At 67.1% G+C, this 25,043-nt stretch carries 21 protein-coding genes; 2 read left to right on the top strand and 19 right to left on the bottom strand.

What is annotated here, in order from left to right:
• Positions 1-75 precede the first annotated feature (75 nt).
• The 14 genes from JZ792_RS14530 to JZ792_RS14465 form a co-directional block, all read right to left on the bottom strand.
• Complete coding sequence (locus tag JZ792_RS14530; protein WP_254189824.1) at positions 76-1,107, bottom strand: LLM class F420-dependent oxidoreductase; 1,032 nt, start codon at positions 1,105-1,107, stop codon at positions 76-78.
• A 211-nt stretch (positions 1,108-1,318) separates the two neighbouring features.
• The gene (locus JZ792_RS14525) at positions 1,319-2,251 is read right to left on the bottom strand and encodes a cutinase family protein (protein ID WP_254189833.1); all 933 of its coding nucleotides are present in this window, start codon (positions 2,249-2,251) and stop codon (positions 1,319-1,321) included.
• A 47-nt stretch (positions 2,252-2,298) separates the two neighbouring features.
• Positions 2,299-2,853 (bottom strand): DUF732 domain-containing protein, encoded by a 555-nt coding sequence (locus tag JZ792_RS14520; protein WP_216910981.1) that lies wholly within the window; start codon positions 2,851-2,853, stop codon positions 2,299-2,301.
• 112 nt (positions 2,854-2,965) lie between these two features.
• Complete coding sequence (locus tag JZ792_RS14515; protein WP_438804332.1) at positions 2,966-4,837, bottom strand: alpha/beta hydrolase-fold protein; 1,872 nt, start codon at positions 4,835-4,837, stop codon at positions 2,966-2,968.
• A 275-nt stretch (positions 4,838-5,112) separates the two neighbouring features.
• Positions 5,113-6,150, bottom strand: coding sequence for an alpha/beta hydrolase (locus tag JZ792_RS14510; protein ID WP_216910980.1), 1,038 nt, complete (start codon positions 6,148-6,150; stop codon positions 5,113-5,115).
• 358 nt (positions 6,151-6,508) lie between these two features.
• Positions 6,509-7,498 (bottom strand): alpha/beta hydrolase, encoded by a 990-nt coding sequence (locus tag JZ792_RS14505; protein ID WP_254189823.1) that lies wholly within the window; start codon positions 7,496-7,498, stop codon positions 6,509-6,511.
• Between the two features lie 266 nt (positions 7,499-7,764).
• Entirely contained in the window at positions 7,765-8,820 is a 1,056-nt protein-coding gene (locus JZ792_RS14500; RefSeq protein WP_216910979.1) for an alpha/beta hydrolase, read from the bottom strand.
• A 297-nt stretch (positions 8,821-9,117) separates the two neighbouring features.
• Positions 9,118-10,200 carry an alpha/beta hydrolase gene (locus JZ792_RS14495; protein ID WP_254189821.1) on the bottom strand — a complete coding sequence of 361 codons (1,083 nt, stop codon included), beginning with the start codon at positions 10,198-10,200 and terminating at the stop codon, positions 9,118-9,120.
• Positions 10,201-10,455: 255 nt separating this feature from the next.
• The gene (locus tag JZ792_RS14490; RefSeq protein WP_216911016.1) at positions 10,456-12,330 is read right to left on the bottom strand and encodes an arabinofuranosyltransferase AftB family protein; all 1,875 of its coding nucleotides are present in this window, start codon (positions 12,328-12,330) and stop codon (positions 10,456-10,458) included.
• Positions 12,331-12,388: 58 nt separating this feature from the next.
• A complete protein-coding gene (locus tag JZ792_RS14485) occupies positions 12,389-13,321 on the bottom strand; it encodes a decaprenyl-phosphate phosphoribosyltransferase (RefSeq protein ID WP_216910977.1) in 933 nt (310 codons plus the stop codon).
• A 13-nt stretch (positions 13,322-13,334) separates the two neighbouring features.
• Positions 13,335-13,841: a phosphatase PAP2 family protein gene (locus JZ792_RS14480; protein WP_109523219.1), complete on the bottom strand. Its 507-nt coding sequence runs from the start codon at positions 13,839-13,841 to the stop codon at positions 13,335-13,337.
• A gap of 119 nt (positions 13,842-13,960) precedes the next feature.
• Positions 13,961-15,898, bottom strand: a complete 1,938-nt coding sequence (locus JZ792_RS14475; RefSeq protein WP_254189820.1) for a glycosyltransferase — start codon at positions 15,896-15,898, stop codon at positions 13,961-13,963.
• A 64-nt stretch (positions 15,899-15,962) separates the two neighbouring features.
• Entirely contained in the window at positions 15,963-17,189 is a 1,227-nt protein-coding gene (gene glf / locus JZ792_RS14470) for a UDP-galactopyranose mutase (protein ID WP_216910975.1), read from the bottom strand.
• Positions 17,190-17,381: 192 nt separating this feature from the next.
• Positions 17,382-18,104: an SDR family NAD(P)-dependent oxidoreductase gene (locus tag JZ792_RS14465; protein WP_216910973.1), complete on the bottom strand. Its 723-nt coding sequence runs from the start codon at positions 18,102-18,104 to the stop codon at positions 17,382-17,384.
• 100 nt (positions 18,105-18,204) lie between these two features.
• Here JZ792_RS14465 and JZ792_RS14460 point away from each other — a divergent pair, with 100 nt between their 5' ends.
• Positions 18,205-18,831, top strand: coding sequence for a TetR/AcrR family transcriptional regulator (locus tag JZ792_RS14460; protein ID WP_216910971.1), 627 nt, complete (start codon positions 18,205-18,207; stop codon positions 18,829-18,831).
• Here JZ792_RS14460 and JZ792_RS14455 read toward each other — a convergent pair.
• The 5 genes from JZ792_RS14455 to JZ792_RS14435 all read right to left on the bottom strand — a co-directional run bounded on the left by JZ792_RS14455 (position 18,820) and on the right by JZ792_RS14435 (position 22,546).
• Positions 18,820-19,092, bottom strand: coding sequence for a hypothetical protein (locus tag JZ792_RS14455; protein ID WP_216910969.1), 273 nt, complete (start codon positions 19,090-19,092; stop codon positions 18,820-18,822). The two genes, JZ792_RS14460 and JZ792_RS14455, sit on opposite strands and share 12 nt — an antisense overlap.
• A 116-nt stretch (positions 19,093-19,208) precedes the next feature.
• A complete protein-coding gene (locus JZ792_RS14450; protein ID WP_216910966.1) occupies positions 19,209-19,763 on the bottom strand; it encodes a hypothetical protein in 555 nt (184 codons plus the stop codon).
• 224 nt (positions 19,764-19,987) lie between these two features.
• A complete protein-coding gene (locus JZ792_RS14445) occupies positions 19,988-20,758 on the bottom strand; it encodes a MerR family transcriptional regulator (protein WP_216910964.1) in 771 nt (256 codons plus the stop codon).
• Entirely contained in the window at positions 20,733-21,248 is a 516-nt protein-coding gene (locus tag JZ792_RS14440; protein WP_216910962.1) for a hypothetical protein, read from the bottom strand. The genes JZ792_RS14445 and JZ792_RS14440 overlap by 26 nt, the downstream gene beginning before the upstream one ends.
• 68 nt (positions 21,249-21,316) lie before the next feature.
• Entirely contained in the window at positions 21,317-22,546 is a 1,230-nt protein-coding gene (locus tag JZ792_RS14435) for a SpoIID/LytB domain-containing protein (RefSeq protein ID WP_254189819.1), read from the bottom strand.
• 446 nt (positions 22,547-22,992) lie between these two features.
• Between JZ792_RS14435 and JZ792_RS14430 the strand changes: the two genes are divergently transcribed.
• Entirely contained in the window at positions 22,993-25,008 is a 2,016-nt protein-coding gene (locus JZ792_RS14430) for an N-acetylmuramoyl-L-alanine amidase (RefSeq protein ID WP_216910960.1), read from the top strand.
• Positions 25,009-25,043: the final 35 nt, after the last annotated feature.

The following is a 25,043-nucleotide window of genomic DNA, read 5'->3' as shown; positions in this document are numbered from 1 at the left end:
TTTCGTGCGGTCTGCGCGGTGACCGCTATCGGCTAGATGTACTCAAACCAGAGTTATGTTACAGAGAACAGCGGCTCACTCATCTCGCAGCATGGGGATAACCGGCGCGAACGCGTCCATCTGGGTGGGGAACACCCCGACATACGACATCGAGGTGAGTTGGCGCACACGTCGGAGCTGCTCGGCGATCTCCTCGAACGACCCGATCGCCACATACGGCGACGACAGGATCTCCTCGACGGAGAGTTTCACATCGACCTCGAGATCGGGGTGCAGACCGCGTTCGAGTGCCGACAACGCCATCTCGGCGGTCTTCTCCCGATCGTCGGTGATGACGATGGCGGTGATCGCCCAGTTGAGTTCGATATCGGCGAAACGATCCCCCGCCGCTTCCTTGATCAGCTCGATCTTCTCGATCGTCTTCTCGAGGGTGATGCCGGAGAGCAGGCCTTTGCCGTTCTTGGTGGTGACGGGAACGACCGAGATGATGTCGGCGTGCTTGGCCGCGAGCCGCAGCATCTTCGGACCACCGCCGCCGGTGCAGATCGGCGGGCGCGGACCCTGACGGGGTCGCGGCGTGCCCTTGATCCCTTGCACCTGGTAGTACTTGCCGTCGAAATTGCATTCCTGGCCGCGCAGCAGCACATCGAGGATGGTCAGCGCCTCGTCCAGTTTCGCCAGCCGGATGCCCGGCGAATCGTAGGTCAGCCCGGCGGCCTGGTACTCGTCCTGCTTCCAGCCCGCGCCGAGTCCCACCTCGAGGCGTCCCTTGGACAGCACGTCGATGGTGGCCAGATCCTTCGCGAGCACCACCGGATGGCGGAAGCCGTTGGCGAGCACCGACGTGCCGAGGCGAATGCGCTCGGTGGCCTGGGTCAGCGCGCCGAGCGCGGCGATCGGGCCGATCTGGTCACCGAGGTGATCGGGGACGACGAAGGTGTCGAACCCGTACTCCTCGGCCTGCTGCGCGGTCTGGATGAACTTGCGGGCCCCACCCTCCTGCTTATTCCCCTCGCCCGCGGCCGCGAAGCGGAAAGGACGCAGCGGAACCCCCTGCGCGGTCGACCCGGCGACGGCCGAGTCGACCGGTGCGGCGGCTTGTGTCATGAACTCGTGCTCCTGGCTGTCGGTGTGCGTTCCTCGATCACCGAGGAGGTGATCGCCGCTGAACCACCACGACGCCCGGTGCGCCGCGGGTGAAAACGGCTACCGGCATCGCGATCATCAGCGCACTTTACAACGTGCAGACGAACCACAGTGCGGTTGTCGAGGCAGCCGATGGGTTCCCACCGACGGCCGGTGTCGGGCTTGTGCAACGTCACGAATGCGCCGGATGCGGCGCCTTCTCGATCAGGTCGGCGGCCCAGACAGTCGTCCACTCGGTGGCGGTCGTGCCCTTCTCGTCGACGACGAAACCCTTGTAGAGCGCGTGCACCGGATTACCCGCGGCACGCACCAACGTGAGCACACTGCTGACGAAATTGATCGGATTCAACGCTTGTCGTGGCGAGTCACAGATCAGGTCGGTCGGCGCGCAGATGGTGTAGGTGCGGTCGGCGACCTTGCCGAAACCACCCTCGCGCGGGCCGGTCATGGTGATGCCTGGCACCCGGACGCCGGTCAGGGCGATCTCCGCGCCGACACCCGGCGGCGGGGTGCCGATCTGGGTGGCCTCGCCGGACCCGGTGTCACCGGTGCGCCTGCCGTCGGCGATCAGCGTGACGCCGAGGACCAGATCGGCCGAAACCGGACCCTTGCCCGAGCCGATCAGGTTGGCGATATCGCCCGCGATGACCGCGCCCTGGGAGAACCCGGCGATCACGTAGGTGGTCAGCGGGCACTGCTCGGTGCGCTGGGCCATGAAATCGACCATCCGCTGCGCGCCCTCGGCCCTGCTGTTGTTGTAGGACTGCTGCCCGTCCGGCGGGATGGCGACCGGATTCGAGAACTGCGCGACATACGGCACGGTGTAGACATCGACCCGTTCGGACGGGAACTGCTGTCGGATCGGGTTGGAGACGTTGAGCATCAGCGACGCCGGATTGGCCGTCGGATTGTAGGGATCATCGCCGCTGCCGGACTCCCAGGTGCCCGGCACCGAGATCATCTGCACATCCGGACACCACGCGGGCTGCGAGGTCGGCGGCTCCGGCGGTTTCGGCGGTTTCGGCGCGCGACCGCAGCCTGCCAGCATGTACCAGGCAAGCACCGCGATCGCGATGATCAGCGCGACGCCGCCGAGGAACGTCAGGCAACCCGCAGGCCGGAACCTGCGGGTGGCGGGGCCGCGACGCGCGTTCACTGGCAGTACGTCTGCTCAGCGGTGTCGATGTAGATCTTGCCCGCCGTCTCGACCGGCATCTTCGATGGATCGAACGACGGATCGGATCCGGCCATCGCCGTGACGAAGGTCGACAGATCGGCTTCGGAGGCGCCTGCGGCGACGCCCTGGCAGACATAGGTGGCGATGCTCAGCGCGATATCGGGGCTGGCCGGGGCGATGCCCTGGGCCTTCAGGGAGTCGAGGAATTTGCGATCCTTGTCGCTGAGCCCCGACGTGTCCTGCGGCACCTCGTTGGTCGGCACCGGCTGCGGACGCTCGGGCGCCACCGTCGCGGTCTCGGGCGCGGGCGCCGGGGCCGCGGTTTCAGGCGCGGGCGCTGGGGTCTGCGGCTGGGCGCTCTCCCCCGGAGCCGAGGATGTCGCGGCGCTCGACGCGGCGGCCGAGGTGCTCGACTTCGTCAGCGTCGGCGTGCTGGACGCGGTCGAGTCGTTATCGCCACACGCGGCGAGCAGGCCGGTGGCGGCGATCGCGAGGGCGACGCCGACTACCTTTCCACGGGTCCGATGCATGAATTCGTATCCTCGATCTGTTCACAGGGGGACGCGGTCGCCCCCAGGGTAGCGGTGTCCGATTCGCGGCGCCCTCGGCGCTACGTCTGCGATGTGAACAGAGCGGTGCGAACTACAGGCCGTTGACTTCCGGCCTGCCGTCGCGAACGGTGACGAATCCGGCCTGGAAGTTCTGCTGGATGCCACCGGGGATCTGGAACTCATCACTGATGGGATAACCCAATTTCCCGTTCTCGTAACCGGCGGCTTTCCACGCTTCCATCACCGGACCCGATCGCACCGGCCAGGCGCCCGACAGCGGGCTCCAGTAGATATTGCCGCCCTCGAATCGGGCGTGGACACCGAAATCCTTCAGCGGCGCTTCCTCGGCCACCGGGAAACCGAGCGCGCTGTTCTCGTAGCCGAGTTCGGCGTACTTGCCGAGGATCAAACCCTGAACGCGATGCACTCCGGTGCGCGGGCTGTAGTAGAAGGGCCCGCCCTCGAAAGCCTGGACGACACCGTCCTTGCGCGGCGTCGGCACCTCCGGGGCGGAGGGATAGCCCGCAGGGCCGCGTTCGAACCCCTGCCTGCCCCACTCCGCCAGGATCGCGTCGCGCACCACCTGGGCGCCGGTCTGCGGTGTCCAGTACAGCGAGCCGTGCTGGAACGGCTGGAATCGACCGCGGCCGTCGGGGAGTCCGGATTCGACGCCGGTCGGCAGACCGAGCGCGCCGTCGGGGCCCTGTGCCGCCTGGTAGCCGCCGCCGATCAGGCCGCCCACCGGATACGCGCCGGTCGCCGGGGCGTAGAAGACGCGACCGTGCAGGAAGTCCTGCGCGAGACCGCCTTCGACCGGGTACTCGCCGGTGAGGCATTCACCGAGCCACCCGTTGTCCACCAGCGTCGCGGCGATCGCGCCGCCCGCGGCGCAGGTCGGTTTACCCGGCTCGACGCCCAATGCCGCCGCGGCGGTCGGCCAGGACTGGCGCATCTCGAAATCCCAGTACGGCCACGTGTGCGTGCCGGACTGCCGGTAGTTGATCTGGGCCGGGATGGACAGTTTCGCCAGTTTCGTGACGAAGTTCTGCGAGGTCAGTCTGGACAGGATCTCCAGACCCATCCCGGCGTAGTTCGTGCTGACACCGGGGATATCCGCCCCTTGGTCGTAGGCGCCGACCGTGCCGCTGCCGCTGGAGATGTAGAGGCTGACGCCCTTCAGTTTGTCGGCCAGCGCGTACGGATCGTGGCCTTCCCATTCGGGGCTGGTCGGTGGACCCCACATGGAGGCGGAATCGAATCCGCCCGCGTCGCGCATGGCGAACTGGATGGCCTGCGGCATGCCGAGGGTGGTCGTGGTGAGGAAACCGGAGTAGGAGGCGGCGTAGCGGACGAATTCGGGGTTGCGGCCCGCGAGGAACATCGCGGCGGTGCCGCCCATCGACAGCCCTTCCATACCCCGCGCCTCGGTGGCCCGCCATTGACTCTCGAGCAGCGGCGGGAGTTCCTTGGTCAGGAAGGTCTCCCACATGTAGTTCTTGCCGTTGTTCGGCTGCAACCAGTCGGAATAGAAACTGGACTGGCCGCCGACCGGCAGCACGACGGTGACGTTCTTGTCGGCGTAGAAATCCTGCGCGCCCGCCTCTTTGGTCCAACCGCTCTCGTCGTCGGTGGCGCGCAGACCGTCGAGCATGAACAGGACCGGGAACCTGGCATCGGGGCGGCTGTTCCAATCCCTGGCGAGCAGCAACTGCACCTGGACCGGGGTCGCCATCGACGGCGAGTACACCCACAGCGCCACCCGGCGGTCACCCAGCCACACCACCTTCTGCACCGACGCCTCGGCCGGCGCGGTCGCCGGTTGCGCGACAGCGGGCGCGGGGTGGGTGACCGACGCCGCGAACGGGAGGACCAGCGCGGCGGCGAACAGCGCCAGCCCACGGCGGGCGGCGCGTCCGCCGCGTCGACGCCCTGTCCCTGCGCTGCCACACCTCTTCCCGGCCACCAGTGCTTTGTACCCCGGTGGGCGACGGGTTCCGGTGACGACGCGCGGATGTCGAGCTAATCCTGTTCCAGCCGTTATGCGGCGTCTTCACGTGCTGTAATACCCGATTTGCCGGATAGGAGCGATTCTATTTCCGACATACAGCATCTATCCCGCTATCCGGGCGGTCACGACGACGATCGTCGTCGTGACATCTCACCTCGGGTCTGGAACATGAAACGGCGCCACCATCCTCGCGAACGAGGAGGTGACGCCGTTTCGGTGTCGCTTGTGGGTCACCAGCCGCCGGTGGCGTCCAGGATTCCCTTGCGAGCGTTGAAGAGCTGGCCTTCCCAGTACTTCCACGAGTGCGTACCCGAGGCCGGGAAGTCGAAGAACGCCGGGATACCGAGCGAACTCAGGCGAACCTGGAACGCGCGGGTATTGACCAGCGAGAGGGCTTCCAGCGCCATCGCGTTGCCGGTGTTGAACGCACCGACCGCCGACGCCGGACGATCGAACTGCCCCGGCAGACCGCTGGCCGCCGAGATGTACATCGGCAGACCCTTCAGCTGCGGCGCGAAGACGAACGGATCCATGCGCAGCCACGCGGGGCTCCACGGCGCCGCCATCGAGTCGACGTTGAAGCGACCCGCGTCGAGCATCGCGATGCGGATGGCCTCGCGCATACCCGGCGCGGAGATGTTCAGGTAGCCCGAGAACGAGGAGGCGTGCTTGAACTGATCGCGGTGGTACGCGGCCAGCGCCAGTGCGGCACTGCCGCCCATGGACAGACCGGCGACGGCGTTGTTGGTCTTCGAGACGCCGTAGTTCGCCAGGAAGTTGGGGAGTTCCCTGGTGAGGAAGGTCTCCCACTTGTAGGTGGTCTTCTGACCGTTGGTGTTGCTCGGGGAGACCCAGTCGGTGTAGAAGCTCGACTGGCCACCGACCGGCATCACCAGGGTGATGTTGTCGTTGCCGAACTGCTGCTGCGCGTTCGTCTCGAACGACCAGGCGTTCTTGTCGTCGCGAGCGCGCAGGCCGTCGAGCAGGTACAGCGCGGCGCTACCGCCGCGGGCTGCCCACTGGACCTGGACCTTGACCGGTCCCATGGCCGAGGGGACCATGAGCTCTTCTTGGCCACCCGCAGGCGCGCGCAGCACCGGCGCTGCGATGGGAGCGGCATTCGCGGCGGTCGGGGCCGCCACTCCCGCGGCGATCGGTAGCGCCAACGCAGCGGCACCGACAGCCAGAATTCGATTACGCCAACCGCGAGGTTCGCCTCGCCTGCCCGGCTTGACTATCTTCGGCGCGGCGGCCCTGCCGAAACGCATGAATGCTGCTCTCTTTCTGCTGTTGTGGCGTCGCCCAGCACCCGCGAGGGAGCGGGCAACACCTCGTGCTGCCAACGGACACACGCCATATCGGAGCCGGACCCCGACAGCCGGCACCTATGGCAGCGCTACAACGATCTGGTCACACTTGCGCTCGCAGGAGGATATTCGACGCCGGACACCCTAGGCAAGGCCGAGGCCCGCCGAGAAGTCTGGATTGGCCGAAATCCGCCCGAACACAATCTGTGATGGTCCGGTGACACTACCGCGTTCATCCAGTGATGTCGTCCCGGATGACGTGATTCGTTACTCGGCCCAGGTGGGCAGTCGAAAACAGCGGCCGAGCGGACGGAAAACATCAACCCAGGTGCGCGCTCAAATCGGGAAGCATCTTGTAAACCTGGTCTTCCCAGTAGCGCCAACCGTGTACGCCGACGGGCGTGTAGTCGAATACCGCATTCAGGCCGCCGATACTGTCGACCCTGGCCTGGAAGGCGCGCGTGTTGGCCAGCGCGATCGTCTCCAGCGCCATCGAATTACCGAGGTGGAAGACGTCCATCGGGGCCCTGATCACATCGCGCGGGCCGTTGACGCCGTTGCCGGTCGCGATCCACAGACGAGTTCCGTTCTGCCGCAACAGTGGCGCGAACATGAACGGATCGTTGCGCAGCCAGCGCGGATCCCAGGGCGGACCCCACATCGCGTCGATATTGAACCCGCCCGCGTCGAGCAGCGCCAGCCGCAGTCCCTCACGCATACCGGGGGCGGAGATATTCAGATATCCCGAATACGAACCCGCATACCGGAATTGCTCCGGATGATAGGCGGCCAGCGCGAGTGCGGCACTGCCGCCCATCGACAGCCCGAATACGCCGTTGCCATTGGGGTTGAGTCCGAGCCGGTCGCGCAGCGCCCAGCGCAAGTCCTGCGTCAGGAACGTTTCCCAGGCATATGTGGTCCGTTGACCATTGGTATTACTCGGCGCAACCCAGTCGGAATAGAAGCTGGATTGCCCGCCGACCGGCATGACGACATTGATGTTCCAATCGGTCAGCACCCGCGAAACCTCGGTGTCGACCTCCCAGCCACTGAGATCGTTTCGGGCACGCAGGCCGTCGAGCGCGTAGACCACGCGCCTGGTGTTGCCGTCGGCGGCCCGGAAGATGCGCGACTTGATCGGTCCCATACTCGAATCGACCCAGAAATCCATTCCGGCGGGATTCATCCGCGCTCCCGCGGTCGCTTCGAGACCGACCGCGGCGACGCCGAACGGTAGCGCGAGAGCGAGGACGAGCCCCGCGGCCGCACGTCTGAGGGCAACTCTTCCGCACATCATGCGAGAACGCATCGATTCGGACCTTTCGCCGCGCGGTCACCGTTGACCGCAACCATCCTGCACAAGCAATGCCGACAGCGGCGCCGGTCATCGCGATCGGCGTCACTGCACTTCTATAGGCAGATATTCGGAGCAGAGCCGGGAAAACGCCCCGCGATGCGGGATCGTGATCGAAACCAGAAATTTGCCGCGGCTACGCCAAACAGCCGCGGCGGAATACCGGCCGCACGGGACAGGGGCTCCCGGCGACTTCTCGGACAACCACCCGATGGCGGGCGCTATCCGATATTGGCCGAGAGGTCCGGGATCATCCGATAGGCCTCGGCCTGCCAATTGGTCCAGTTGTGGATACCGAACGCCGGATAGTCGTACACGGCGTTACCGCCACCCAGTGTCGCCATCCTGAGCTCGAACGAGCGGGTGTTCGCGAGGGCGAGAGCCTCGAGCCCCATGCCGTTGAGCGTGTCGAAACTCGGCCCGTCTGTCGCGCTGGGCAGTCCGCTCGCCGCGGCCACCCACAACCGGGTGCCGTTGCGCACCAGGTTGGGCGCGAACACGAACGGATCCATCCGCAGCCACTGCGGACCCCACGGCGGCGCCATCGAATCCACGTTGTAACCGCCCGCGTCGAGCATCGCGATGCGGATGGCCTCGCGCATGCCGGGGGCCGAGATGTTCAGGTAGCCGGAGTAGGAACCGGCGAAACTGAACTGCTGGGGGTAGTAGGCCGCCAATGTCAGCGCGGCGCTTCCGCCCATCGACAGGCCGAATACCCCGTTGCGGGTCGAACTGAAGCCGAGCCGGTCGCGCAGCGCCTCGCGCAGGTTGCCGGTCAGGAAGGATTCCCACTGGTATCGGTAGCTCTTGCCCGGCCCCGCCGCGAACGCGTTGAGCGCGCCGGAACCGGAGAAGGAGGAACCCGATCCGGGCGGGACGCCGAAGAAGGAACTCGGCGCGTTCCAGTCGGCGTAGAAACTCGACATCCCGCCGACGGGCATGACGACATTGATATTCCAGCTCGCCAGGACCGCGGGGACGTTGGTCTCGATCTCCCACCCGTTGAGGGTTTCCGGGGCGCGCTGGCCGTCGAGCACGTAGACCACCCGGTTGGTGTTGCCGTCCGCGGCGCGCAGGATCCTGGATTTGATCGGCCCCATCCCGGAATCGACCCAGAAGTCGAAAGCCGCGGGATCGAAGGCCCCGGACGCCGTCGCGCCGTCGCCGACCACGGTGACGCCGAGCGGAATCAGCACAGCAAGCGCCACTCCCGACGCCATGCGCCCGAACCATGCCCTCGAGATTCCCGGCCTACGTTTCCAGCGGACATTTCGCATCGACTCGACCTTTCATCCGGACGGCCGACAGCGAACGGAAAGCTATTCCGCCGGCCCCTCATCGGGCACCGAATCCGGCCATCCACAGCGAAACGGACGAATCCGACCTCGGTGCATCACTTTCCCTATATCGATCAGCGAACGATCGCCTTCATGTTGCTGGAAAGTAATTCAAGTCACAAGTAGCGGAGCCTCGCCGCAGCGCATTCGTTGTCGACCGATGTCGCAGAAGGGCCACCGACGCGAAGAGGCCGCCCGACGCGGATGCGCCGGGCGGCCCCTGTCGATCGGATCGGATCAGCCGATATTGGCAGACAGGTCCGGAATCATCCGGTAGACCTCGGACGCCCAGTTGTTCCAGTTGTGGATACCGACCGGCGGGAAGCTGTAGGTCACGTTGTTCGCGCCGAGGCTCGCCATCCGGATCTGGAACGCACGGGTATTGGCCATGGCGAGCACCTCGAGCGGGGTGCCCTGCACGATGCCGAGCGGATCGGTCGCGTCACCACCGGCCGGAATACCGCTGCCCGCGGCGACCCACAGACGGGTGTTGTTGGCCTTGAGCTGCGGGGCGAAGACGAACGGATCCATCCGCAGCCACTGCGGACCCCACGGCGGCGCCATCGCGTCGATGTTGTAACCGCCCGCGCTGATCATCGCGACGCGCAGCGCCTCGCGCATGCCGGGCGCGGAGATGTTCAGATAGCCGGAGTACGAACCGGCGAAGGTGAACTGGTCCGGGTGATAGGCCGCCAGTGTCAGCGCCGCGCTGCCGCCCATCGACAGTCCGAACACGCCGTTGCGCACCGAACTGAAGCCCAGTCGATCACGCAACGCGCTGCGCAGATTCTGGGTGAGGAAGGTCTCCCACTTGTAGGTGTTCGTCTTGCCGAGGGTTTCCTGCCAGCCCGACGATCCGGTCAGCGCGGAACCCGACGACGACCCCGACGGGCCCGAACCGGTCGGGATGCCGAAGAAATTACTCGGCGCGTTCCAGTCCGCGTAGAAGCTGGACGGTCCGCCGACCGGCATGACGACGTTGATATTCCATTTGGTCAGTTCACGGGCGACCTCGGTGTCGTTCTCCCACCCGTTCAGATCGCCGCGGGCACGCATACCGTCCAGCGCGTAGACCACGCGTCCGGTATTGCCGTCGGCCGCGCGGAAGATCCGCGACTTGATCGGCCCCATGCTCGAATCCACCCAGAAGTCGAAGGCATCGGGGTTGAACGCCGCCGAAGCGGTCCCAACCCCACCTGCCACCGACGCCCCGAGCGGCAGCACGATCGCCATCGACAACAGCATCGTCCGCTTGAGCCAGCCCGCACTTCGAGCTTTCAGACGACCATCCTGCGCCCTACGCCCGATAACGCCTCGCATCTAGTTCGCTCCTTCATTCGGCCGGATTTCGGCCGCGTTCGACGGTGACTCCGCCGGATGTTTGCCCAGAAATTACCGACGCCCCGGCGGGCGTACCCCGACCGAGACTAACCTGCCATCGATGCAGGCGCGTTATCAAACCGAGATGAAGCGGCGTACGCCACTTTTGTGGAGCATAGCCAACGAGGCCACTGGGCTCATAGTGCTCGCAGAGCATTTGTGATGCCTGTGTGAATCGTCGGCCCGCCACTGGGATCAGCGCGGCGGGTCGGGAACGGGGTTCACGAGATTGCAGCGCTGGATCTCGTACTTCGGCACACGATCGATCCGGTACTGCGCGAAATGCAGCGCGTTCTTGAGGTTGTGGCGGAACCGCTCGAAGGTCAGCGGATCCTGGTAGGAGATCATCAGCGCCTGGGTGTCCGGGCAGGTGAGCGCGGTCCTGGCCTGGATGACCCAGTCCTCGTCGAGATACCAGGGCATCCACGGCTTCCTGTCGACCATGCCCGCCTCGACGACGACCCAGTCCGGGTACAGGTTCTTGTCGTGCCCGATCCGGCCGTCCTCCAGCCGCTCGGTATGCGCGGCGAGCGGATAGGCCAGGCCCATCTGATCGATGACCCGCACGTCCAGCGGGACGTTCATGCTGGTCATGCCCAGATTCAGGAAGTAGACGGTATGTCCGGCGCCGCCCTCGGGGATCGGCTGCGGCGGCGGCGCGATGTACCAGAAGGTGAAGGCGGGCGAATTCAGCAGCAGACCGCCGTCGGGGGTGGCGGCGATATTGTCGACCATCGCGCGGATACGCGGGTAGTCGAGGTAGTCCTCGGCCCGGATCGGATGATCGTGCCCGGTATTGAGCACGTAGTAGACCCGCTCGTCGACGATGCCGGAGGCGCTGATCTTGGTGCCGGTCTTGATCGCGGTGGTGTTCGCCGCGAAAAGCGCCCAGCCGACGGTCGCCAGCCAGCCGATCGCGAGCACGGCGAAGGTCACATCGACGCGGCGCGGACCCCGTTCGGGCATCCTCAGCGGCAGGACGGCGACCGGGAGCAGGAAGAGGAACAGCTGCGGCAGCAGCATGCGGCCGTGCATGAAATCACCGCCGACGCGCAGCGCGTAGACCGTCAGGATGACGGCACTCGCCAGCACCAGCGTGACGACGGCACCCGGCGAGCGCAGCCATCGGCGCGCCCACTGGATCGAACGGCGCGGCGCGGTGTCGGCGGTGTTCTCGGACGCCGCGCGCGAGCGACCGGCGGCGATACCGGCCACCAGCAGCACCAGCAGCGGCACGAGCAGGTAGTAGGGGCCGACCATATCCCACAGGTAGGTCAGACCCTGACCCCATTTGGCCCCGCCCGCGTCCTTGGCGACCGCGGTGTTCGGATAGGGCAGGCCGTAGTAGCCCATCCGCCAGATCTGGTATCCCAGCGGCACCAGACCGGCGGCAGCGACGATGAGCGCGCGCAACACGATCGGGCCGTACCGGAATTCCGGCATCGGGGCGAGGAAGATCATCAGCAGGGCGAACGCGCCGACCAGGGTCATCTCCGGCCGGATCAGCGGTGCCAGACCGGCGAGGAAGACCAGGCCGAACATGCCACCGACACGGACCTTGTCGGCCTGGGCCCAGCGCATCAGCTGCCACCACAGCAGGCCGAGCCAGCAGATGACGAGGCCGCTCTCCAGCCCCGACGTGACGTAATCCCGCGCGGGCGGCACGGCGATGTAGGCGAACGCGCCCGCGGGCAGCAGCAGCGCCGACCCGGTGCCGCCCCACAGGCGCGCCGAGCCGAGCATGGCGAAGACGACGGCGGCCAGCGACAACGTCAACGCGATGGCGAGCACCACGTATTCGAGCCTGAGTTCGGTCAGCCAGCTGAAGAACCAGACGATGTAGGTCCACGCGGTGCTGGTGTTGGTCTCGACCCGCTCGCCCTCGTTGAAGACCGGGCCGTTGCCCGCCATCAGATTGCGGACGGTGCGCAGCACGATCAGGCCGTCGTCGGCGATCCAGCGCCGCTGCCAGCCGCCGATCGCGAAGAGCGCGACGGTGAGCACGATCCCACCGACGAAGGTGGCACGGGATAGCAGGGCGAAACGCGACGCCGAGCCCACCTGCTGCATGGCAGGCGGCTGCTCCGCGTCGTCGTCCGTTCGCTCCACTCCCTCTACCAGCTTTTCGTCAGGTGAGATAGACAGCGACACCTACCGCTCCGATCCAGGCGATTGCGAGGAACTGGAGGACGCGATCCCCCAGCGCGATCTCTTCGGGTTCACCGGCCTCGCCGCCATCGACGTCGACCGCGTAACGCAGGATTGCGATGGTAAACGGAATCATCGAGATTGCGTACCAGTTCGTGTCGTTCGCCTCGCCCTGTTCGAACGCCCACAGGCCGTAGAACACCACGACGGCCGTGGCCGCGAGGATCCAGACGAAACGCAGGTAACTGGGTGTGTAGTACTCGAGCGACTTGCGGATCTTGGCGCCGGTGCCGATGGCGATCTGGAGTTCGGCGAAGCGTTTGCCCGCCGCCATGAACAGCGAGCCGAACGCCATGATGAGCAGGAACCACTGCGACAGGTCGATACCCGCCGCCGCGCCGCCCGCCACCGCGCGCAACAGGAAGCCCGACGACACGATGCAGATGTCGAGGACCGGCTGATGCTTGAGTCCGAAGCAGTACGCCAGCTGGATGCCGATGTAGACCGCCATCACCACGGCCAGCTGCCACGACGCGACGAACGACAGCGCGAGCGCGGCGACGAGCACCGCGACCGAGAGGGCGTACGCCAGGTTGATCGGCACCACGCCCGCGGCGATGGGACGGAAACGCTTGGTCGGGTGGGCCCGGTCGGCCTCCACGTCCAGCGCGTCGTTGACCAGGTAGATGCCCGAAGCTGCCATGCAGAACACCACGAACGCGATCGCGACGTTCCACAGCACCGACGCGTCGCTGAGCACATCGGGACCGGCCGCGAGGGGTGCGGCCAGTACCAGGACGTTCTTGACCCACTGACGGGGCCGAACGGCCTTGATCAGCCCGCCCGCCAACGTCTTGGGCGGGCCCTTCACCACGGACTCGGCCAGGTCGGCGCCGGTCGGCTCTTCACTCATGTCAACCAAGGCCTTATCTTGTGCGGTCACTATCTAGTCTTCTTTCGGCGGCTAGCACGACAGCGGCGGACGCGGCACCCAACGCGGATCCGGCGAGCACGTCGGAGGGATAGTGCACGCCGAGCACGACCCGCGAAAGCAACATCGGTGGTACGAGCACCGCAGGCAAGGGTAGCCCGGTCAGCTTTCCGAGCAACACCGCCGCTGCCGTGGTGGAGGTGGCATGGGAGGACGGAAAGCTCAGTTTGCTCGGTGTCGAGACGTTGACCTGCACCGACGGATCGTTGGGGCGGGGACGACGGACGACTCGTTTGATCACGATCGAGGCGGCGTGCGCGCCGACGGCGCCCACGGCGACCCCGGCCCACTGTCTGCGCCGCGGCTTGTCGACGAGCCAGCCCACCGCGGCGATGCCGATCCAGCCGAGCGCGTGCTCCCCGAAATGCGACATACCGCGCGCTGCGCGCACCACCTCCGGCTTGGCGCCGAGCGTGGCCTGCACCGCGTTGATGATCTTCACCTCGGGCGGTTGCTTCACCGCGTTCGCCGACTCGGCGACGTGCGGTCCGTGCCCGTTGGTGCTGTACCGCGGCTGATCCACCGCCGCGGCGTCGTCCGCGGAGGTATTCGGTCCGAGACTCACCGCTGCTCGCTCCCCGTGCCGTCGATGCCGAACGCTCGCTCCCAGGCCGCCGTGCTGGTCAGCTCCGGATGGGCCGCGCGGTAGCGCTGCTGCATCTCGGGGAACCGCGCGGCGAGTTCCTTGCGCAACCGCATGGCCTCCTTGAACAGGCCGACGGCCTGGCGCGGGTCACGCTTGCGGTAGACGACACCGCGGCCGTCCGCGGTGGTGACGGTCACGCCGTCGACCTGCGAGAGCAGGTACCAGCGCGCGTCGAGCGTCGGCACGTTCAGCTGCGGCGTCTCGTGGTGACGTTCGTTCGCGGGTTTCGCGTTGTGCAGTACGCCCTTGAGCAGTCGCACCACCTTGGCGACCGGATTCACCGGTTCGCCGACGGCGCCGACCTCGAGGTGGCTGGCCAACGGCAGCTCGGTCGACGACGGCAGCACCACCGCGTCCGGGAACTGCTTGCGCATCTCGTGCACGGCGCCGAGGGCGCTCGGAAGCAGCTGGAACAGACGTTCGGGTCCGGCGAGGAAATCCTTGATCGCCAGGTTCTGGATGGCGACCGTCGAATACTCGAGGCAGAGCAGGTGCTTGAGCGTCGCCTTGATGGTGTTCACCACCAGGCCGCGGCCGTTGCCCGGCATGTGCAGCGAGCCGACGACGAGACGGTTGCGCAGGTGGAAGTACGCCTGCCAGTCGATGGCGTCGTCCTTATCGCTCCACGCCATGTGCCAGACCGCGGCACCGGGCAGGGTGACCGTCGAATATCCGTGGTCGCGGGCCCGCAGACCGTATTCGACGTCGTCCCATTTGAGGAACAGCGGCAGCGGCTGACCGATCTCCTCGGCCACCTGACGCGGGATCACACAGGTCCACCAGCCGTTGAAATCGACGTCGATGCGCCGGTGCAGCAGTTTGGAGTTGTCGCGATCCTTGAGCGGGTACTTCGAGAAATCGTGGTCGTACTCGACGTTCGGCGCCGAGGTCCACATGAAGATGCCGCGGTCGACGACCTCGCCCATGGAATGCAGATGCGAACGTTCCTGGAGGTTGAGCATCTGCCCGCCGACCAGCATCGGCGATTTCGCGAACCGGGCGAAGGCGAGCGCGCGCAGGATCGAATCGGGTTCGATCTCGATATCGTCGTCCATGTAGACGATGTACTGGGCGTCGGTGGTTTTCAGCGCCTCGTACATGACCCGGCTGTAGCCGCCCGATCCGCCGAGGTTGGGCTGATTCCTGATCGCGAGACGGTCGCCGAGCACCGCGGCGGCCTCGGTGAAGCCGGGCTCGTCGACGACCTTGCGATTGCCCTGGTCGGCGACGATGACGGCGGCGATCTTCTCCAGCACCAGCGGATCGGAACCGAGCGCCGCGAGGGTTTTCACCAGGTCGGTCGGTCGGTTGAACGTCGGCATGCCGACCGCGATGCTGCCCTCGCCTGGCGCCTCGACCGGGGAGTACCAGCCGCCGTGCAGCAGCGTGACCGCCGTGTCGGTGGTGATGTCGAACCAGATCCAGCCGCCGTCCTCGAACGGGCCGAGATCGGTCTCGAACTCGACGGTCACCGAATCCGAACCCGAGCTGACCGCGAATTCCCGGCCTTGCACGTGGATTCGCGAACCGTCGGTCTTGGAGCGGTACACGTCGACCCGACCGTGTCCGGCCAGTTCCAGCCGCAGGACCACCGAATTCAGGATGCTCCAGCGCCGCCAGTAGCTGGCGGGCAACGCGTTGAAATAGGTGCTGAACGAGACTTCGGATTCCGCGCCGATGGACAACTCGGTCCTGGTGCCCGCGTGCGCGCGCCTGGCATTGGTCGGCGACTCCTCCAGGTAGAGGGTCCGCACGTCCAGCGGTTCACCCGGCCGAGGCAGGATGATCCGCTGGAGCAGCGACGTGGCACGGGTCTCGATGGTCGTCTCTTCCACTATGGATGGGGAGGTCATTCGTTGCTTTCGTCATCTGTGCGGGTGACCCGCACTCGGTCGGCTGCGAGGAGCCGGGCTGTGTCTAGGTTTCCTGGTCGACCAGGGGCGCGTCGGATTCCAGATGCGGTCGCAGCACATTGTCGAACATGCTCAACGCGGAACCGATGGCCATATGCATATCGAGATACTGGTAGGTGCCGAGCCTGCCGCCGAAAAGCACCTTGTCCGAAGCGGTTTCCTTCTTCGCGCGCTCCCGGTAGGCGAGCAGTTTGGCGCGGTCCTCCGGCGTGTTGATCGGGTAGTACGGTTCGTCCCCGGTCTGCGCGAAACGGGAGAATTCGCGCATGATCACCGTTTTGTCCTGCGGGTAGTCCCGCTCGGGATGGAAATGGCGCGGTTCGATGATGCGGGTGTAGGGCACGTCGGCGTCGTTGTAATTCATCACCGAAGTGCCCTGGAAATCACCGGTTTCGAGTACTTCGGTCTCGAAATCGATGGTGCGCCAGCCCAGCTCACCCTCGGCGTAGTCGAAATAGCGATCCAGCGGGCCGGTGTAGACGACGGGGGCGTCCGGGCTCTCGGCGCGCACCTGTTCGCGCACGTCGAACCAGTCGACATTCAGCCTGACCTCGATGAGTTCGGAGGCCGCCATGTTCTCCAGCCACTTCGTGTACCCCTGCGCGGGCAGACCCTCGTAGGTGTCGTTGAAGTAGCGGTTGTCGAAGGTGTACCGGACCGGAAGCCGGGTGATATTGCCCGCGGGCAGTTCCTTGGGATCGGTCTGCCACTGCTTGGCGGTGTAATCGCGGACGAAGGCCTCGTAGAGGGGGCGCCCGATCAGCGAGACCGCCTTCTCCTCGAGATTCTGCGCGTCCTTGGTGTCGATTTCGGCGGATTGTTCGGCGATCAGCGCGCGCGCCTCGTCCGGGGTGAAATAGCGGCCGAAGAACTGCGAGACCAGACCGAGGCCCATCGGGAACTGATACGACTGGCCCTTGTGCATGGCGAAAACGCGATGCTGGTAGCCGGTGAACTCGGTGAACTGCGTGACGTAGTCCCAGACCCGCTTGTTCGAGGTGTGGAACAGATGCGCACCGTATTTGTGCACTTCGATTCCGGTCCGAGGTTCCGGCTCCGAATAGGCGTTGCCGCCGAGGTGGTAGCGGCGGTCCAGCACGAGCACACGTTTGCCGAGTAGGTTGGCGGCGCGTTCGGCGATGGTGAGCCCGAAGAAGCCCGAGCCGACGATGATCAGATCGAACGGTGCGGTGGAGTCGAGGGAGGTACCCGGAGACGATGCGGCGGTCACGGTGGCCCAGCGTATCGGAAGACCGCGCCGCACCCGGGGGGAGTTCCGTACCCGGCGACGCGGTAGCTCCCTTATCCGAAACCACCCGGCCGGGAGCGGGCCCGCCGACCGGGTGCGGAAGCGGGCGCGGCCACCGGCCGATATCCACGGTCCACCTCGATTTCGCCGAGAATTCGCGCGAGGTGGGATGGATCAGTTCGTGAAGCCGACGTCGAGTTCCACATTGTCGCGTTCGGTATACAGCCGCCAGTAGTGATCACCCAATTCGTCGTTGCCGATGCGGGTGATCTCGAGACCGGGCGGGATGAGTTCCGGATGCTCGTCGACGGCGACCTGGGCCAGGCTGCCCTGGATCAGCGCGCCGATATTGAGCAGCCCCGCGTAGACGCCGGTGCCGCGCAGTTCGGCGTCGAGCTGGCGGACATATTGGCGCTGCGCGCCCAGGATCACGCCGACATTCGCGAGATAGGGCTGAAGATGGCTTTCCGAGAGCCCGGAGGAGAACAGCAGCGCGCCCTCCCCGCGTTCGATCATGGCGGGCGCGAGTGCCCTCGCCATCCAGATCGGCGAGTAGAGCTTGAGTTCGAGCGGCGCTCGCAGCGCCTCGGCGTCGACGCTCAGGGTCGAGGCCGACCGGATCGACATATCCGCCGCCGCACCGTGCAGGGCGACGTCGATCTGCCCGAATCGGGCGGTGACCTCATCGACCGCCCGGCCGAGTTCGGTCTCCACGCTCAGATCCGCGGTGAACGCGTCGGCGCCGATCCCTTCCCGCTCCAGGGTCGCCACGTGGGCTCGCGCCCGGTCCGCGTCCCGCCCGATCACCGCGACGCGGAAACCCTCGCGGCCGAATCTGCGTGCGGTGCCGAGTCCCAGTCCCGGGCCGAAACCGAAGATCGCGATCGTCTTCGACATTCCACTACCTCGCTAAGTTGAGTCATAGTTCAAGTTAGCTCCGACGGTAGCCCAACTTGAACCTACGCTCAAGTTATTTCGGCGTTTGTAGGATCGGTGGATGTCCGAGGAGAAACCGCTGCGCGTCGACGCCCGCCGCAATCGCGACGCGCTGGTGGCGGCGGCGCGCGAGGTCTTCCTCGAACGCGGTCTCGACGCACCGCTCAAGGAGATCGCCGCGCGGGCGGGCGTCGCCATCGGCACGCTGTACAACCGCTTCCCCACCCGCGACGAACTCGTCGCCGCCGCCGTCGAGGACCGCATCGGAGCGGGCGGGCGCGTCGCCGAGGCGGCACTCGCGATCACCGACCCCTGGGATTCGTTCGTCTACCTCGTCGAGAACGTCTGCGAACTCCAGGCGCGCGACCGGCTCATCGGCGAACTCGCCCTGCGCGCGGCCCCCAGCCAGGCCATCGCCCGCGCCCGGGAATACGGGCACGGCCTGATGCACGAGATCGTCGACCGGGCGCAACGGGCGGGCGTACTGCGCCCCGACTGGGCGCTCGAGGACATCGCCCTCATCTCCTGGGCGCATATCCGCATCGTGGAGGCCACCGCCGATATCGCACCCGAGGTCTGGCGACGCCACCTCGCCCTGGTCCTCGACGGCCTGCGCGCACCCGCCGCGCACCCGTTGCCTGTCGCCCCGCTCACCGAGGAAGAACTGATGCGAGCCCTACGCGGCTGAACGCCGGGCCTGTTTCGCCGCCTCCAGCCAGCGCGTAGTCGGACCGCAGACCGCGAATGCGAACGTCGTCGCGACGACGCCGATCGGCAGAATCGGCAGGTAGCTTCCCGCCGCGGCCCACAGGCCGAAGAAGGCGAGCTCCACCACCGACGCCGCGACCACGAGCCAACGCCCCGCCGCCCGGCCCAGCAACAGCAGCACCGCCCCGGCGAGGCCGACCGTTCCGGCGATCACTCCCGCCGAGGGGATGATCGAGGACAACCCCGAGTTCGTGTACTCGCGCCGCCACAGCGCCCCGACCGAACAGGAAGACCGCCTCCGCCAGCACCAGCACCCCGGCGACCATCGCCAGCGCCGCCGCCGCGAGCGCCGTGGAGCTACCCGGACCCGCGACGCGGCCCGGGACCTCCCGTGGCCCTGTCGGACGGGTACCTCGGCGTCGCCGCGAGGGCGGTGAGCACCGGCGGGGCGAGCGCGACCAGGGCGGCGATCGGGTCGGCGGCCAGCAGTGCCGTGACCGCGCCGACGATGCCGGTGAGCGCGAACAGGGATTCGGCGACAGGGCCGGTTCCGGCGAACCACTCGACGCCGTAGTCGAACGAATAATCCACCAGCGCGAGGGCGAGACCGACGACGCCGATGGCCGCCCACACCCAGGAGGTGACGATCACCGTGAAACGGCCGGTCTCGTCGTGACGGAAGAGCAGGATCGCGCCGTAGGTCAGCATCGCCGCGGTCAGCAGACCACCTAACAGGGTGATGTAGGCGAGCGAATTGTCGAAATCGCCCGGGTCGTGCAGGAAATCGAGTCCGAGCCGCCCGACCCCGATCAGATTCAGCACCGCGCCGAGCAGCGCGAGCGACCCCGCCAGGGTCGCGACCGCACCGATGGACCGGCCCGCGTGCGCCGCCCCCGGGTTCTCGTACAACATCACGAAACCTCCACCTGCGCGGGCACACCCGCACCCGCCCCACTGAGAAAGTATGCGCAATCGCCCGCGCTGTCGCGGGGTTAGCGCGTTCGGCCGCGGCTGTCCGCACGGCGCGCGACGGGTGCGGGACCGACGTCTCGATAGCTCTGTCCCTCGCCGAAGTCCACGCCGGTCACACGAAAACCCGCATGTCGGAGGACATGCGGGTTTTCGATGACCGGGTACTACAGGTTGGCCTCGGCGTAGATCGTCATCGCGTCGCGGACGAATTCGACGGTGCCCGCGCCGTGCACGTCGTAGTTCCGGCCGAAACGCGGATCCGCGACATACATCTCACCGAGTCCGACGAACGCCTGCTTCTCCACCGCTCGGCCCTGCCAGCCGACCCCGATCCATTCCCGATGGCGGGCGACGATGGCCTGGACCTCGGCGCTGTCGGGGCCGAGACCGGCCGCGTGGGCCCGGCCGTAGTCGGCGGCGATATCCAGGTGGGTCTGCTGGAACCGCTGTTTGTCGGCATCGGTCATCGAACGCCACCAGCGGTCACCGCTGTCGTAGGCGTCCTCGCCCCACCGCTCGATCACCTCGTCCTTGTACCGCGTGTGGTCGAAACCGTCGAAAACTTCGGCAGCCACGAGTCGTTCACCTCTTTCCGTCTTGTGCAACGTGGTTCGCACCGACTCGATCCGCCGCCGGATCCGATCCTGTTCCTGCTCGAGCAGTCCCAGGTGCGCGCGCAACGCGGTCGCCGTATCCCGTTGTCCCGCGAGAACTTCGGCGATGGCCGGAAGGCCGAGGCCGAGTTCGCGCAACAGCAGGATGCGTTGCAACCGCACGAGGCAGTCCTGGTCGTAGTAGCGATATCCGTTGACGCCGATCCGGCTCGGCGTCAACAATCCGAGCTGCCCGTAGTGGCGTAGCGCGCGGCTGGTGGTGCCTGCCGCCTTCGCCAGATCCTGGATGGACCATTCACCGGGGCTGGCCGCCGCTGCCATGACCTTCTCCTCGTTGTCTCGTCGGTACGACCAGTCTGCGAGTTGACGCTACGTCAAGGTCAACACCGACGAGCGGGGGTTTTCGCCGCGCCCGGGCGGGCAGCCGGACGACCGGCCGGGCGGGCAGATGGACGGGCGGACGAGCGGGCAGGCAGACGGGCGCCAGCAGCACGGCGACGGCAGCAGCAGCGGTAGCGGCAGCGGCAGCGGCAGCGGCAGCGGCAGTAGCAGCGGCAGCGGCAGCGGCAGCGGCAGTAGCACGGCGGAACGGCGGCCCGGCGGCAGCAGCGGCGGCGGCAATAGCACGGCGGAACGGCAGCAGCGGCGGCAGCGGCAGCGGCAGCGGCGGCAGCGGCGGCAGCGGCGGCAGCGGCGGCAGCGGCGGCAGCGGCGGCAGCGGCGGCAGCAGCGGCAGCAGCGGCAGCAGCGGCAGCAGCAGCAGCAGCGGCAGCAGCGGCAGCAGCAGCAGCAGCAGCAGCAGCAGCAGCACAGTCGTGGAACGAACGCCGTTACGCCACAGCGGTTCCGATGACGCCGAGGCTTCCCTTCGGTTCTGGACTACTCGCCCGGCACCGAATCATCCTGCGGTACGAAATCTCCCGCCGGATCCAGCGCGACCGCCGGGTCCTCCGCGACCGCCGGGTCCTCCGCGACCGCCGGATCCGGCACCTGCTCCGACCGCGCGACCGGTTCGTCGGACGTCGGCGCCTCAGCATCCACCTGCGGCGGCGTGTCCTGCGTCGACTCCGAGGGCGGCACGGCCGGGTCCGGCACCAAGCGCATCAGCGTCGTGAAGTCGACAATCTGCGCACCGAGCGTCGGCGTCGCGATGATGACGCCGTTGGTGAAGAGGCGATAGGTGCCGCCGTTCTGTGGCAGGCGCATCTCCGGTCCGAGGGGAGCGCCGATCGCACTGGATTCGCCGCCGATGCGGGCGTATTCGTGCTCGATGGCCGACGCGGGAACGGTGGCGTCGACTCGCGGATCGGTGGGCGGTTTGCCGACGGCGAGTTCGGCGGGTTCCGGGCCGACCTCGAAGGTGGTGATATCGGCGGGCGCGCCGGCGTCGGGAGCGGCGGAGTATTCCGCGCGCAGGATCCGTCCGTCGCGCAGCAGGACGGTGCCCGCCGTGGTGGCGATCGCCGTACTCGCGCGCTGATCCTCCTTCGCGGTGCCCGGATAGACCTGGCAGTCGGCGGTGTCGCAGGTCTGGGCGTACGGGTAACGCTGTTCGGCCAGCGCGTAGGACCGGGCCGCGATGGCCTGGGCTCGCAGGGCCTCGTTGGCGCCCTTGTCCGCCCAGTTGGCCTGCACCTCGGCGGGTACGACGCCGAGCAGGTAGTCCTCGATGTCGACCCGGTTGACGGTGCGGGCCGCGCCGTCCTCGCTCGCGACTCCGAGCGCGCCGCGATAGGTAGGTCCGCCGCACAGCGTGAGGTGTTCGGCGGCGGGGCGGCCCGGCCTGGGGTCCATCGGGTAGATCCACGGGTCCCTGGTCGCCGTCTGCCAGAGCACCTCGCCGTCGCAGCCGACGGTCACCGCGACATTCGCGCCGCCGTCGGGCAGTGCGGTCATATGCGCGACCTGGCCCGATTCCAGTTCTCGGCCCGCGACCCTGAGCCCGGCGGCGGCGTACACGTCGAGTCCGGCGTCGTCTCGTTCCATCAGCCGCACGGCCACCGTGGTCGTCGGAACCGTGCCGAGGGTGGCGCCCGGGTAGTAGTGCGCGAGTATGCGTTCGGCCATCGAGCCCTGCCGCGCGCTGTCGAAGGCGCCGAGTTGGCTCATGCCCCGTCCGTGGCCCGACTCGACGAGTTCGATTTTCGGCGTGTCGCCGGGCGTGTCCCAACCCGCCAGTGCCGTTCCCGCGAGGAGCGCGGCACCGCACGCGACAACTATCCGCCGGAGTGTAAATACCGTTCGCCGACCGTTGATCCGGTTCCCGAAATGTATTCTGCGCTGCACTTTCGGCTCCCTCTCGCTCCTCGATACCGGTGCGGGACGATTAATCCACGCACCGCCCGCACGGGTTTCCGTATTCGGATCGACCCGACGCCTTTTCGGCATGTCGCGCCGTCCATCCACATCCCGAGAGCTACATTCGAGCTATTCGCAAAATCCTAAACAAGAGGTTTAGACATGTGAGATTTGTGAACCAGTGTGGTCGTTGATACATCAAGAATCAAGTAGGAAATTGTGCGCATGTTCACAGGTCGATCCGATTGGAGACGCTCGTGCCGAACCGCAAACCGAAACGTTCCTACGTGCTCCCGGTTCTCACCACCCTTGCGGTCACGGCTCCGCTGGCGGCACTGACGCTCAGCGACTCGGTCGGTTACCGACCGGCGAACAACAGCGATCTGGCGGCGGTACCGGCCCGGATGGCCGAAGTGGTGATGAACTCCGCACCCGACATCACGCTTCCGGTGCGCGAACTCACCGGACTCGACCTACCCGACCTGCACCTGTCCGATCTGCGGATGCTGCCGTTACCGCCGTCGGTCACCGTCCCCGACGGGCTGCCGCTGCCGCCCGGCGTGGAATTGCCGGACGAGATCCCGCTGCCGCAACTGAACAACGGCGGCCCTTCGGTTCCCTCCCGGGCTCCGGGGCAGACGGGCGGGAGTATCCGATTCGCCGCCGATCCCACCCAGCTCGAACCCGGAACCACCCCCGACACACCGGCATTGGCACCGGGCGCGATCCCCGCCGACCTGGTCGATCAGGTCGGGGCGCAGGTCAAGGAACTCTCGCGCGACACCCCGTTCAGCGTCGTCGCGCTCACCGCGCAGGACCTGGTGGACACCAAGGCCATGGTGCGGGCGCGACAGCCGAACGGCACCTGGGGGCCGTGGTACGAGACCGAACCCGTCGACACCAGGCGCACCGATCGCGGCACCGCCGACCGGACCGCGGGCACCGAACCGATCTATGTCGGCAGCACCACCGCCGTGCAGATCCTGGTGACCCGTAAGGACGCCGCCGCCGCGCCGAAGGCCCCGCCGCCGCCTTCGCTGCCGCTGGCCGATCCGGTCCAGCCGGTGCCCGCCGCCGCGCCGCGGTCCGACATCTCGGCGCTGGCCCCCGGATTGACGGCGGTGCTGATCGATCCGGGCCGCGGCGCGATCGACGGCGCACTGCACGACATCGCCTCGGCGTTGCCGGGCGGCGGGCCGAACATCATCAGCCGCGCGCAGTGGGGCGCGGACGAATCCATCCGGTGCGACGAACCCACCTACGACGACCAACTCGGCGGGGTCACCGTCCACCACACCGCGGGCCGCAACGACTACGGCAAATCCGAATCGGCGGGCATCGTCCGGGCGATCTACACCTATCACGCGCGCACGCTGGGCTGGTGCGACATCGGGTACAACGCCATGGTCGACAAATACGGTCAGATCTTCGAGGGCCGCGCGGGCGGATTGGACCGGCCGGTGCAGGGCGCGCACGCGGGCGGGTTCAACGAGAACACCGCGGGTATCGCGCTGATGGGCAACCACGAATCCGAGACACCGTCGAATATCGCCTTGGAGGCGGTGGGGAACTTCATCGGTTGGCGGACCAGGGTGGCGGGCCTCGACCCGAAGGGTTCCACCACCATGTGGTCCGAGGGCACCGAGTTCACCCCGTACGCGCAGGGCGAATCCGTGCGACTGCCCGTGGTTTTCGCGCACCGCGATGTCGGGAACACCAGCTGCCCGGGCGACGCCGCCTACGACGTGATGGATCGCATCCGCGATATCGCCGCGGGCGGCGGCGACACCCGTCAGCAGGACAGTGCGACTCCCCGGCGCAGCGCCGCCGAACTCGCCGAACTCGCCGCGCTGACCGCCCGGCTGCTCACCATGGTCGATGACAATGTCATCGCCAGGCACTGGTCCGAGCGGGGCGGTCCGGACGGTCCACTCGGTGACGCCGAATCCGAGCCGATGCCCGCCGCCAACGGCGGCCAGTACGCCCGATTCACCAACGGCTACGTCTACACGACCGCCGACGGCGGGGTATTCGAGGTGCTCGGCGCCATCCTCGACCGTTTCCTGCAACTCGGCGGGGACGGGGGCGCACTCGGACTCCCCCTGACCAACAGCTATCCGGTGCCCGACGGGTTGCGCTCGGATTTCCAGAACGGATCACTGATCCTCAACGAACTCACCGGGATCGTCACCACGGTGCTGAAGACCTACAACGACACCTACGAGCAGGAGATGCGACGGGATCCGGCCGAGGCGTCCGCGCCGGGCCCGTAGCGCCGAACCGGAACCGAACAGCAGCGGCGGGTGTG

This window comes from Nocardia noduli (assembly GCF_019038455.1).
Lineage (GTDB): Bacteria > Actinomycetota > Actinomycetes > Mycobacteriales > Mycobacteriaceae > Nocardia > Nocardia noduli.
The sequence above is the reverse complement of the archived record's forward strand: the minus strand, read 5'-3'. Positions and strand labels throughout refer to the sequence as shown.

What these genes read in the sequence shown, in the direction of transcription:
- JZ792_RS14500 (WP_216910979.1), bottom strand. Translation starts at nt 8,820, where the DNA reads ATGCGAAATGTCCGCTGGAAACGTAGGCCGGGAATCTCGAGGGCATGG.
- JZ792_RS14435 (WP_254189819.1), bottom strand. Translation starts at nt 22,546, where the DNA reads ATGAGCCAACTCGGCGCCTTCGACAGCGCGCGGCAGGGCTCGATGGCC.
- JZ792_RS14520 (WP_216910981.1), bottom strand. Translation starts at nt 2,853, where the DNA reads ATGCATCGGACCCGTGGAAAGGTAGTCGGCGTCGCCCTCGCGATCGCC.
- JZ792_RS14445 (WP_216910964.1), bottom strand. Translation starts at nt 20,758, where the DNA reads ATGGCAGCGGCGGCCAGCCCCGGTGAATGGTCCATCCAGGATCTGGCG.
- JZ792_RS14530 (WP_254189824.1), bottom strand. Translation starts at nt 1,107, where the DNA reads ATGACACAAGCCGCCGCACCGGTCGACTCGGCCGTCGCCGGGTCGACC.
- JZ792_RS14465 (WP_216910973.1), bottom strand. Translation starts at nt 18,104, where the DNA reads ATGTCGAAGACGATCGCGATCTTCGGTTTCGGCCCGGGACTGGGACTC.
- JZ792_RS14505 (WP_254189823.1), bottom strand. Translation starts at nt 7,498, where the DNA reads ATGCGTTCTCGCATGATGTGCGGAAGAGTTGCCCTCAGACGTGCGGCC.
- JZ792_RS14510 (WP_216910980.1), bottom strand. Translation starts at nt 6,150, where the DNA reads ATGCGTTTCGGCAGGGCCGCCGCGCCGAAGATAGTCAAGCCGGGCAGG.
- JZ792_RS14460 (WP_216910971.1), top strand. Translation starts at nt 18,205, where the DNA reads ATGTCCGAGGAGAAACCGCTGCGCGTCGACGCCCGCCGCAATCGCGAC.
- JZ792_RS14490 (WP_216911016.1), bottom strand. Translation starts at nt 12,330, where the DNA reads ATGCAGCAGGTGGGCTCGGCGTCGCGTTTCGCCCTGCTATCCCGTGCC.
- JZ792_RS14495 (WP_254189821.1), bottom strand. Translation starts at nt 10,200, where the DNA reads ATGCGAGGCGTTATCGGGCGTAGGGCGCAGGATGGTCGTCTGAAAGCT.
- JZ792_RS14475 (WP_254189820.1), bottom strand. Translation starts at nt 15,898, where the DNA reads ATGACCTCCCCATCCATAGTGGAAGAGACGACCATCGAGACCCGTGCC.
- JZ792_RS14485 (WP_216910977.1), bottom strand. Translation starts at nt 13,321, where the DNA reads ATGAGTGAAGAGCCGACCGGCGCCGACCTGGCCGAGTCCGTGGTGAAG.
- JZ792_RS14450 (WP_216910966.1), bottom strand. Translation starts at nt 19,763, where the DNA reads ATGTTGTACGAGAACCCGGGGGCGGCGCACGCGGGCCGGTCCATCGGT.